Below are 11,274 nucleotides of genomic sequence, written 5' to 3' on the forward strand. Positions count from 1 at the left end.
AACGCGTCCCGGAACAGCCGAAAAAGCTGGCCCGCTTTCCGTATCATGGATAGAGTTCCACCATGCAATATCGTCTCTGTGCCGAGTCGGTGACGCTGCGGTATGGCGAGCGGACGATCTCGGCGGATATGAACGTCGCGATTCCCGACGGTTCCTTCACGGTCATCGTCGGCCCGAACGCTTGCGGCAAGTCCACCTTGCTGCGGGCGTTGTCGCGCCTGCTGGCACCGGCGGCGGGCAGGGTGATGCTGGACGGCAGGAACGCCGCCGACTTCCCTGCCCGCGCGTTCGCACGCCGGGTCGCCCTGCTGCCGCAGAGTTCCGTCGCTCCGGACGGCATTGCCGTCGCCGACCTCGTGGCACGCGGCCGCTATCCGCATCAATCGTTCCTGCGGCAATGGTCGAAAGCCGACGACACGGCCGTCGTCGCGGCGATGGAGGCGACGGGGGTTCTTGAACTGTCGGACCGGTTCGTGGACGAACTGTCCGGCGGGCAGCGCCAGCGGGTCTGGATCGCGATGGTGCTGGCCCAGGAAACGCCCATCCTGCTGCTCGACGAGCCGACCACGTTCCTCGACATCGCCCACCAGATCGAACTTCTCGACCTGCTGGCCAAACTCAACGGCGAGGGCCGTACCGTGGTCGCAGTCCTCCACGACCTCAACCAGGCGTGCCGCTACGCCTCGCACCTCATCGCCATGCGGGACGGTGGGATCGTGGCCGAAGGCGCCCCTTCGGCCATCGTCACCGCGGCGCTTATCGAGCATGTCTTCGATCTGCCGTGCGTCGTCGTGCCCGACCCCGTCTCCCGGACGCCGCTGATCGTGCCGAAAGGAAGGGCGGCGGCGCCCACTCGCGATATCGGAATGGAAAGGCGCACCGCATGACCAGGGCCGGGCAGCTTCATGTCGGCAAGCAGCTCCATATAGGATTGTGCCTCACGGAGACATGGCTGCTGGGCAGACGCCCGGAGCCGGCTGATGTCGAGGCGCAGACGCAGGACCCGGCCGGCTTCTATGTCGGACTGGCGCAAGCCGCGGAAAAGGCGAAGCTCGATTTCGTCTTCAAGCCCGATACGCTGGTGATGCGCCCCGGAATGGCGGCCACGTCGCTCGCCTTCGTCGGGCTCGATCTGACGGTCATGCTGGCGTCGATCGCACGGAGCACCGAGAAGATCGGCCTTGTCACGACCGCCTCGACCACCTTCAACCCGCCCTATGTCGTGGCGCGGCAGATCCAGTCCCTGCACTGGATCAGCAAGGGGCGGGCCGGATGGAACATCGTCACCTCCATCGAGGGGGCGGAGAATTTCGGCGATGCGCCGATGCCGCCGACTGACATCCGCTATCGCAAGGCCGCAGAATTCACCGAGGTGGTCCGGCGGCTCTGGCAAAGCTATCCTCACGCCGCGCTCACCGGTACGGCGGACTTTGCGCCGATCGGTCACAAGGGTGAATTCTTCAGCGTGGCCGGTCCGCTCAATGTGCCGGAACATCCGGCCGGCCCGCCGCCGCTGTTCCAGGCGGGCGCCTCCGACATCGGGCGAGAATTCGCGGCCTCAGTAGCGGACGCCACTTTCGCGTCAACGCCCGACATGGCGGCCGCGATCGAACTGCGTGCCGACCTCCGAAGCCGCGCGGAACGGCTCGGACGGTCTCCGGACGCGGTTCGCGTCCTGCCGGGGCTCTATTTCTTCCTCGCCCGGACCCGGGAGGAGGCGTGGGAGATGCACAGGCAGGCGCATGCGCACCTGACGCACCGGCATCGCTGCGACGCGGTGAAGTTCATTCTCGGGCTCGACATCGGCGACCTGCCGGCCGACGATCAGGTGACGCCCGACATGCTCCCGGCGAGCGACCTGCCCGTCCGCAGCCGCACCCATGCCGACCTGCTGCGCCGCTTCATCGCGCTCAACAGTCCGACGGTCGAGGAGCTGCTGTCGCGGCCGGAAGTCGTCGGCTCGGCCCACTGGGTTTCCGTCGGCACCGTGGACGACGTGCTGGGCGACATCGTCACCTGGCACGAGGCCGGCGCGATCGACGGCTTCATCGCGCTCCCCGGAGGCTCGCTGGAATCGCTCGCCCTGTTCCTCGACGAACTGGTGCCCGCCCTGGTGGAGCGGGGGCTGTTTCGGCGGGACTACGAGGGTTCCACCTTGCGAGAGCACCTGCGCATACGCTGACGGCAAGAGCCGGAATGGCGGCGATCAGCCGCCGCCGGCGTCCCGTGTCGCCTGTCTCCCCGCCTCGAACAGGGCCTTGCGGTGGCCTTCCTCCTCGGCCGTCTTCATGAACGAGACGGTCGTGACCACGCAGACGATGTCGTTCTGGATGTTGAAGACGGGTGCCGCCTTGCCGGTCAGGGCCGAGAACAGGTGTTCGTTCAGCTCCGCGCTGCCCGCCTCCCGGACGGCTTCCAGCATTTTCGCCGTCGGCGCCTTCCCCCTGAAGGACGCCGGCTGCATTTTCCGCGCGGCGACGACGCTCTTTTCAGGCAGATAAGCCTGAAAGACCAGCCCGCAGGCGGTGTTGTCGAGGGGCAGCACATCGCCGAGGCCGACGGTGCTGATCGAAAAATCCGTGCTCCGATACCAGCGCACGATCGTGGGGCCTCGCTCGGTCCAGACCGCCACGCCGCAGCTCGCGGCGATCCGGGATGAAAGGGATTTCATCAGCCTGGCGGCGACTTCCACCGGCTCGATGCGCCGCATGGCACGGATGCCGATGCTGAGCGAGGCCGGCCCGAGGTCGTATCGGCCCGTCGCCTCGTCCTGCGCCACCAGCCGTTCCCGAACGAGGCTCTGCATGTAGCGGTGCGCCGTGGAAGGGCCGGTCTGAGCCTGCCGGGCGAGCTCGTTGAGGGCCATCGAACCCTCCGCCTTCGCCAGTATTTCAAGGAAACGCGCCGCAATCGAGACGGACTGGATGGTCGCAGAACGCTTGTCCCGAACGCGTTCCTTGCTACCGGGCTGATTCGCCTTCACAGCCGAAACTCCTCATCGATGAACGGAAAACCAAAGCTGGCGGGAAACACAATGACGCCCTCCGACGGTTGGGCTGGAACAGCATGGCCACCGGCAAAGCCTCCCGGGGCGAGTTGTTGCCTGTCACTCAAAACGCATCGTTTCGGCGTCTGTCGAGGGACAAGGCAGTCCTTCTATCCCCATTCGTGATCGGATATTTCTCTCGCAGGCAGCGATCCGGCCTCCATACTGCTGAACGGTCAATTCATTACCTCCGCATGGGGTGAATATTGCCAAAGTCCATTCCCGCCCTAGCTGCGCGCGGGAAAAAAGAATGCGCATATGGACAATCGTCGATTCGCTCTGCTTTCTCATAATTAGAGTAATTATAGTAAATATACAATCATCAGCCGATGTCCTTTCACAAATCACTCCGTATCCAAGTCTTTGTGTTGCAAAAAGGTCATATTGAGTCTGCGCAGCATCCTTCCTCTTCTTTTTCGCGGGTCCTCACAATTGCATTTCGGAATGCATTCTGGCATGTGGAATCAATCAGGCAGAGCCATACGCATCAGACGGTGAACGATGGCGGAAGATTCGTCGCTCCACGCAGTTTCCGGGCTTCCATTGCGAGATAACCGACAGCCGGCGAGTGCCCGTCGACCGATCGGATGGTGAGGGACCAACATGAGATTGAACTCTTTCGCGCAGCACCTGTTCGGCGGGGCGAGCATCACGGCGCTGGCGCTTCTCGCGACACCCGTCGTTGCGCAGGAAAGCGATGCGGGCGCCGTTCTCGAACTGCCGGAGATCACGGTCAGCGGCGAGAAAATCGAACGCAGCCTGCAAAGGACCGCCAGTTCCGTCACCGTCCTGACGGCGGAGGACATCGCGCGCAGGCCCGGGGCCGCCTCCGTCTCGGAAGCGATCCAGGGTGTGCCGAACGTGGTCTTTCCGGACTCGGTCGGCACGCCCGTGATCCGCGGGCAGGACACACAGGGGCCGAATACAGGCGCGGGTGCGTTCTTCGCCGGCACGGTGCCGCGCGCGGCCATCAACCTCGACGGGCATTACCTCAACTACAACGAGTTCTACTTCGGCGCGACATCCGTCTGGGATGTCAGAAGCATCGAGGTTTTCCGCGGCCCGCAGACGACATCGCAGGGTGCGAACGCGATTGCCGGTGCGATCATCGTCAACACCAACGACCCGACCTTTACGCCTCAGGCAGCCTATCAGGCCGAGTTCGGCAGCTATAGCACGAAGCGGGCCTCGTTCATGCTGTCGGGGCCCCTCATCAAGGATGAACTGGCGGCGCGCATTGCGCTCGACTATTCCGGCCGCGACACGTTCATCGACTACATCAATCCAACGCGTGTACCAGGCAACACCGATCTGGACTTCCAGAACGCCAATGCCCGTTTCAAGCTGCTCTGGACGCCGAAAGCCGTTCCCGGCCTTGAGGCGAAACTGACCTATTCGTTCAATTCGACCAACCGGCCGACTCAGGAAGCCGCCACCCGGCCGTTCAGCCGCCTCGAAAGCAACGCGGCAACGATGCCGAGCTGGGAGCAGCAAACCAATACCGGCATCCTCGACATCAGCTATGATTTCTCCAACGGCTTCAAGCTGTTCAATCAGGCGCAATATTCGGATTCGACCGTCCGGCGTATCGCGAATGATCCCGCCAACGGCAATGCCGATATCGATCAGTGGAATGCATCGAATGAATTGCGTCTTGCCTATGGCAATTCGGACGATGTTCTAAGCGGCTTTGCCGGCGTCTATTACGCGCACACCAAATCGCACGAGAAGCTTTTCGTCGGTGGTGTTTCGTTGTTCGACGATACCAAGAGGAATCTGGGCGCTTTCGGGGAGTTGAGTTACAAGCTGACCGATCGCTGGCGGCTCACCGGCGGACTGAGGTATCAGCAGGACCAGGTCGAGCGTCAGGGAAAGACAGTCTATAGCCGCATACCCCTTGATTTCGACAAGACGTTTTCGGCCCTTCTGCCCAAGGTCTCGCTCTCCTACGATGTGACGCCGGACTGGACCGTCGGCGCACTCGTCAGCCGCGGCTACAATCCCGGTGGCGTCGCGCTGAACCTCAGCTCCGGGCGCTGGCAGACCTTCAAGGACGAGACGCTCTGGAATTACGAGCTGTTCACGCGCACGAGCATCCTCGATGGCAGGCTCAATCTGAACGGCAACCTGTTCTATATGGATTTCAAGAATGCACAGTACAATATTCCCGTCGTCATTTCGCCGGGCGTCTTCGAATCGTATACCATCAACGCCGAGAAGGCTCACTCCTACGGCCTGGAGATCGGGTTCGACTACAAGATCATCGACAGCCTGACGCTCAGGGCGAGCACCGGCTTGCTCAGCACCGAGATCGATGAGGTATCGAGCAATATCGAATATGAAGGTAACGAGTTCCCGAAGGCACCCAGCTACATGTTTACCGTTGGCGCGAGCTGGGATGTCACCGACAAGTTCAACGTGTCCGCCGATCTCCGCCACACCGGCGGCTCTTACTCCAACGTCGCGAACTCGCCGGAATACAAGGTCAAGTCCTATACGATCGCCAATGCCCAGGCGAGCTATCAGGTCCATGAACACCTGCAGGTCTATGGCTATGTCCGGAACGTTTTCGACGAGCGGGCACCGACATACCTTCAGCAGAATCGCAGCGTCACCGGCGGCATCGAGGCGAGCATGACCATGCCGCGCACGTTCGGCGTCGGCGTCAAGGGAGCGTTTTGATATGCGCGGCTACCTGATTGATACGCGGACCGAACCACGTCGGTTCCGTTGCCGTCTTCTCCTGAACCGGCCGGTTGCGCTGGTCGCCGTTGGTGTCATGGCCTGCACTTTGATCGGCTCATCTGTCGCCATGGCAACCTCCGACAGCCAAGCGCCCGATCCGCAGGCCCAGATCACTTCGCAGGTCCAAGCAACCGTGAACGAGCAACAGATCAAACGCCAGCCCGTGGCTCCGGATGTGGTGGAACTGGCTTACAGCCCCCGGCAGGGCGCGGTGTTCGTCAGCGCCCCGAATTGGGAGGATGCGGGCAAGTCCAAAGTGTTGCGGCTCGATCCGGACACGCTTGCCATCGACGCCGATATCCCGCTGCCATCGAAGGGCTTCGGGGTCGCGCTCGATGACGACGCCGGACGGCTCTACCTGACGCAGGGCTTCGACGGCGCGATCGCCGTTGTCGATGTGAACCGGAACGCACTCGAAACGCGCATCCCGATCATCGACAAGGTCAATATGGAACAGCTTTTCCGCGAACGGGACCTGACGCCGGAACAGCTCAATGCCGCGCTCGACATGCTGAAACGCTTCAAGATCGTCGAGGACTATCCCTACAGGTTGCGGGAACTCGTTGTTGACCGGCGCAACAGCCGCGTGTTTGCGACGGGCCTCGGGCTTGGCGTCGACAGCGTGCTTTTCGTGATCGACGCGAAGGCGCAAAAGCTGGAGAAGACCATTCCGGGTTTTGGCTACAACGTGGTCGGCATTGCTGTCGATGAGGGAAACAACCGGCTCTTCGTCTCCAACATGCAGGGCCAGTTGTTCGTGGTGGATACCAGCACGCTGGAGGTGTTGCACACATTCGAAATCGAAGCCGACCAGTTGCTCAACCTTGTGTACGATCAGGCCGGCAACCGCCTGTTCGGCGTCGATCAGGGCATCGATCGGGATCGGTGGCGCGACCTGCACCTCGGCGCATCCTACAAGCGCCGCAGCGCCGGGCATCGCGTCTTCGTGCTGGATGCCGACTCCGGGCGGACGCTCGCCAATCTGCCGACTGGCGAGGTTCCCATTGGTCTGCGCCATGACGCCCGCCGCCAACGCCTCTATGTCACCAATCGGGGCGGTGTGCGCGTTGACGAGGGCAAGGGCGCAGTGACGATCTATGATACCGTCGGCTACACGTTGCTGCAGACCATCGACCTGCCGCCGCATCCCAATGGCCTGACACTGGATGAGAACGGCGACACGCTTTATGTCACGGTGAAGAACGACGGCAACGGCAAGAAGGCTGGCAAGCCGGAAAGCGTGGTGCGGATCGATCTGCGGTAATTGCCGTTTCCGTTTGGAGGACGGCAGTCCGGACCCGGGACTGCTCCGGATATCGGGCGGGCCCGTGCGAACGACTACAACGAGGATCCGCGATGAACACCGATAGATTCCGCCGCGCGATGCTGATCGCATTCGCAGCCCTGGTCGCGCCTGTTCAACCGGTTCCCGCGCAGGGAGCCGGGTGGCCCCGAACAATCACGCATGAAGCGGGCGAACTCGCGCTTTCCGAGAAGCCCTCGCGGATCGTCTCGACCTCGCCGAGCCTCACCGGCATCCTGCTTGCCATCGACGCGCCGGTGGTCGCGACCGCCGCGACGACGCCCAGCAGCCTGACGGACGGGAAGGGTTACTTCTCCCAATGGGCCGAGGTGGCCGACGCGCGCGGCGTCGGGGTTCTGTATCGCAATCTGAATTTCGATATCGAAGCCGTGATCGGCTGGAATCCGGACCTGCTGATCGTTTCCACCGGCGGCGCGGACACTGTCCGGCAGCACTATCCGGAGCTGCTGGTGCAGGGCCTCCCGACCATCGTCATCAATTATTTCAATCGACCCTGGCAGGATATCGCTGCCGAACTCGGTCGAGCCACGGGGCATGAGGCGGAGGCAGCGGCAGCCATCCAGCGTTTCGACGCCTATGCCGTTGAGGCCGCCGCATCCATAACGCCACCCGATGGTTCGGTCACCATCGTCGGATACAATCTTGCCGGCAGCTACTCGGTAAGCCGCACCACCAGCCCACAGGCGCAGATTCTGGGGGCGCTCGGCTTTGAGGTGGCAGGCTTGCCGGAGCACATCCAGTCGGATCCGGCGTATCGCGGATCAGACTTCGGCTTCGTCTCCCGCGAGACGCTGTCGTCCGTCATCGCCGGCGAGACCGTCTTCCTGCTGAACGGCACCGAGGCCGACGTCGAGGCATTCCTCGCCGATCCGGTTCTCGCCAATCTGCCGGCCGTCAGGAACAGGCGGGTCTATGCCATGGGGCCGACCTCGTTCCGCATCGACTATTACTCCGGGCGCCAACTCATCGATACCGTCGCCCGCTACTTCCGCAAGTCATGATGGTCCGCGCGGGAGAGGGCGCGGGGTCCTCCCCGTCACGGCAACGCCGGAAACGCCGGCAGGGACTGGCCGGGGGGCTTCTGATCCTCGGCCTCGTCGTCCTTTGCAGCCTGGCCGTCGGCTCCCGGTCCATCCCGCTGACCGTGGCGCTCGACGCGCTCCTCGCCTACGACATCCACGACGACCGGCACCTGGTCGTCCGGGAACTACGCGTTCCCCGCACCATCATCGCCTTGCTTGCGGGATCAGCCCTCGGCGCCGCGGGGGCGGTCATGCAGGCGGTGACGCGCAATCCCCTTGCCGAGCCGGGCTTGCTCGGCATCAACGCCGGGGCGGCGGTTGCCGTCGTCATCGGGATCGCGGCCTTTGACCTGACGTCGATGACGCAATACGTCTGGTTCGCTATAGCCGGTGCAGGACTTGCCGGCGTCGCCGTCTTCATTCTCGGCCGGGCTCACGAGACAGGCACCAACCCGGTCCGCCTCGTGCTGGCGGGTGCCGGGCTATCGATCATGCTGACGGCGATCACGGGGATCGTCATCCTCAACGCGCCGCTGGCGGTTTTCGACGACTTCCGGCGCTGGTCGGCCGGGTCGATCGACGGAAGAGGGTTCGACGTTATCGGCGTCCTCGCCATTGCGGCCGCGGCGGGGCTGGGGATGGCCGTTGCCATCGCCAGACATCTCAACGCCGTGGCGCTGGGCGCGGATCTCGGCCGGGCGCTCGGGGTCGAGCTGCGCACGACATGGCTTCTCGCCTGCCTGTCGGTCATGCTGCTTGCGGGCGCAGCGACCGCCGGCGCGGGGCCGATCGGGTTCGTCGGCCTGATCGCCCCTCACCTCGCGCGGATGCTGGCCGGCCCTGACTTCCGGTGGATATTGCCCTTCTCGGTGCTGTTCGCCGCTGTCCTGCTGCTCGGTGCCGATGTCCTCGGCCGGATCATTGCCGCGCCGTCGGAGATCGCGGCCGGAATCATCGCCGCCCTGATCGGCGGCCCGTTCCTGGTCGCCGTGGTGCGCAGAGCCCGCCTGACGCAGCTATGAAGACCACCCTTGTCCCCGTCCTCCGGTTCGGGCCGTTTTCCTTCCTGTGGCGGCCGCGGGCCGCCATCGTCTGCGGCCTGCTGGCGCTTGGCGGCCTCGCGCTGGGCATCGTGCTCCTCGGGACGGGAACGCTGGCGTTCACGCCCGGGGAGGTGGTCGCCAGCCTGCTCGGCATGGGGGAGAACCCGACGGCGGACCGCATCGTGCTGCGGATCCGGCTGCCACGCGTGGCAACGGCGGCTCTCGTCGGCGCGGCGCTCGGCATGGCCGGCTCGATCTTCCAGTCCATTTCCCGCAACGCGCTCGGCTCTCCGGACATCATCGGCTTCACGACCGGGGCCGCGACGGGGGCAATCGTGCAGATCATCCTCTTCAACGCCGGCCCCTTCGAAACCGCGCTGGCGGCGGTGCTCTCGGGGATGGCCACGGCGGGGATCGTTTTCCTGCTCTCGATAAAGGGGCGTTCCACCGGCGGCTACCGCCTCGTGCTGGTCGGCATCGGCATCGGCGCCATCATGTCCGGCGTCAACACCGTCCTGCTCGTCATGGGCGATCTTGACCAGGCTGCTGCCGCCCAGATCTGGCTCTCCGGTTCCCTGAACACGCGGACCTGGTCCCATGTCCTGCCCGCTGCCGCAGGACTTGCGGCCATCGTGCCGGTCGCCATCCTGCATGCCCGGCGCATCGACCTCATCGAAATGGGCGACGACGCGGCAAGCCAACTCGGCATCAGGGTGGAGCGCACGCGGTTCGTCATGGTCATGGCCGCCGTCGGCCTGACAGCGATCGCCACGGCTGCGGCCGGCCCGATCGCCTTCATCGCGCTCGCGGGTCCGCAACTCGCCCGCCGCCTGACGCGCTCGCCCGGCATGCCGCTCGTCGCCGGCGCATGCATGGGAGCCGTCCTTCTGCTGGCCGCCGATCTGCTGAGCCAGAGGTTACCCTTCAACGTCAACCTGCCGATCGGGCTGACGACCGGCCTCCTGGGAGGCTTTTACCTGCTCTTGCTGCTTACCCACAGCCGGAAGATCTGATGCCCACAGCATCGCTGCCGGCTCATCGGGATCAGGCGATCACGCGGCGAACAACAACGCCGCATGCATCGCGGTCAGACATTCCGCAGTCAACGGACGACCATTATCAGAAACACTCAAGGGAGGCTCCCCAGCCGGAACACCCTCCGTCACAGCACGACTCTCAAGTCCGGCTTCTATCGAGCCGGTCGCTGGCCTCAAATGGAGGTGGCGGGCGCGGTGCCATAAACGCCAAAACCCGCTTTTGGAGCGGGTAAGCATTTGATTTGATGGATTTTTGGTTGCGAGAGCCTGCAAACTTCGAAACCGACATTCGTTGGAGATGGCGATTTAGAAGACCGCCTGCCCTAAAGGCCCGCATCTTTCAGTGCTGCCCCTGGCATCTGTTCCCCGCTCCTTTCAGGCGCTGCGTGCAGCCGCCTGATCAACCCAGGGTCCAGTCTTCGGCCCGCAGATCCACGACGTGGGCGAATTCGCCGATATTGTTGATGACAAGCGTCCAGCCGCGGGCTTTGGCCTGGCCGGCGATCAGGAGATCGTAAGGACCGATCGGTGTACCCTTTCGAGCCGGGTCAGCCCTGATTTCACCGGCAACGCGCGCATCTTCGCGATCGATATCAAGGATAGGCAAATCGGCAAAGAGCAGGCGAAGCGTTTCAAGATTGAACTCGATCTTCTGGCTGCGATACGTATCGTAGTACAGTTCATGAGTCGTAATCGAGGAAACCGTAAGAGAACCGGGATCTGCGGACTCTATTCACCGAGGCAGTGCATCAGACCTGCGGGTTAGCAGAAAAAATAATGGCATTGGTGTCGAGCATCCAGATGCTCATCGAAAAGCCGTGACAAGCTCGGAGCGTTGCTGCTCTTCGAAGCGGAAGTCCCTCGGAGGCCGGACAGCTTGCGAGTTGCCGGATTGAAAGACCTTGGCGAACTGTGGCATGACGCCCTCCTGTATATCCGAACATGTATATACACTCTCAAACATATCCATGCGAGGCCGAAATCGACGTTTCGCCGCGCCCGGCGAAACGATCTTCCTGGAAACGCCGGCTTTTATTTTCGCGGGCTGTCTTTCAGA

8 protein-coding genes and 2 pseudogenes are annotated in these 11,274 nt (G+C 63.4%); 7 read left to right on the top strand and 3 right to left on the bottom strand.

Annotated elements, in window-relative coordinates; all coding sequences use genetic code 11:
- Positions 1 to 62 precede the first annotated feature (62 nt).
- Positions 63 to 887 (top strand): ABC transporter ATP-binding protein, encoded by an 825-nt coding sequence (locus ACUSIJ_RS24605; RefSeq protein ID WP_449311065.1) that lies wholly within the window; start codon positions 63 to 65, stop codon positions 885 to 887.
- On the top strand, positions 884 to 2,182 hold the full coding sequence (locus ACUSIJ_RS24610) for an NtaA/DmoA family FMN-dependent monooxygenase (protein ID WP_449311066.1): 1,299 nt from the start codon (positions 884 to 886) through the stop codon (positions 2,180 to 2,182). Before ACUSIJ_RS24605 ends, ACUSIJ_RS24610 begins: the two co-directional genes overlap by 4 nt.
- 24 nt (positions 2,183 to 2,206) lie before the next feature.
- On the opposite strand, the gene ACUSIJ_RS24615 is transcribed toward ACUSIJ_RS24610, so the two are convergent.
- Positions 2,207 to 2,983, bottom strand: coding sequence for an IclR family transcriptional regulator (locus ACUSIJ_RS24615; RefSeq protein WP_449311067.1), 777 nt, complete (start codon positions 2,981 to 2,983; stop codon positions 2,207 to 2,209).
- 666 nt (positions 2,984 to 3,649) lie between these two features.
- On the opposite strand from ACUSIJ_RS24615, the gene ACUSIJ_RS24620 reads away from it, so the two are divergent.
- From ACUSIJ_RS24620 to ACUSIJ_RS24640, 5 genes are all read left to right on the top strand, one after another.
- Positions 3,650 to 5,728 (top strand): TonB-dependent receptor, encoded by a 2,079-nt coding sequence (locus tag ACUSIJ_RS24620; protein ID WP_449311068.1) that lies wholly within the window; start codon positions 3,650 to 3,652, stop codon positions 5,726 to 5,728.
- 1 nt (position 5,729) lies between these two features.
- On the top strand, positions 5,730 to 7,055 hold the full coding sequence (locus ACUSIJ_RS24625; RefSeq protein ID WP_449311069.1) for a YncE family protein: 1,326 nt from the start codon (positions 5,730 to 5,732) through the stop codon (positions 7,053 to 7,055).
- Between the two features lie 92 nt (positions 7,056 to 7,147).
- Positions 7,148 to 8,116: a Fe2+-enterobactin ABC transporter substrate-binding protein gene (fepB, locus tag ACUSIJ_RS24630; RefSeq protein ID WP_449311070.1), complete on the top strand. Its 969-nt coding sequence runs from the start codon at positions 7,148 to 7,150 to the stop codon at positions 8,114 to 8,116.
- Positions 8,113 to 9,159, top strand: coding sequence for a FecCD family ABC transporter permease (locus ACUSIJ_RS24635; RefSeq protein ID WP_449311071.1), 1,047 nt, complete (start codon positions 8,113 to 8,115; stop codon positions 9,157 to 9,159). Before fepB ends, ACUSIJ_RS24635 begins: the two co-directional genes overlap by 4 nt.
- Positions 9,156 to 10,193 carry a FecCD family ABC transporter permease gene (locus tag ACUSIJ_RS24640; protein ID WP_449311072.1) on the top strand — a complete coding sequence of 346 codons (1,038 nt, stop codon included), beginning with the start codon at positions 9,156 to 9,158 and terminating at the stop codon, positions 10,191 to 10,193. Before ACUSIJ_RS24635 ends, ACUSIJ_RS24640 begins: the two co-directional genes overlap by 4 nt.
- Before the next feature lie 424 nt (positions 10,194 to 10,617).
- Here ACUSIJ_RS24640 and ACUSIJ_RS24645 read toward each other — a convergent pair.
- A pseudogene (locus ACUSIJ_RS24645) lies at positions 10,618 to 11,026 on the bottom strand (PIN domain-containing protein).
- Positions 11,023 to 11,274: pseudogene (locus tag ACUSIJ_RS24650) on the bottom strand (hypothetical protein); the annotation flags it as partial. The pseudogenes ACUSIJ_RS24650 and ACUSIJ_RS24645, both read right to left, overlap by 4 nt.

The sequence above is a fragment of the Pseudochelatococcus sp. B33 genome (assembly GCF_053570585.1).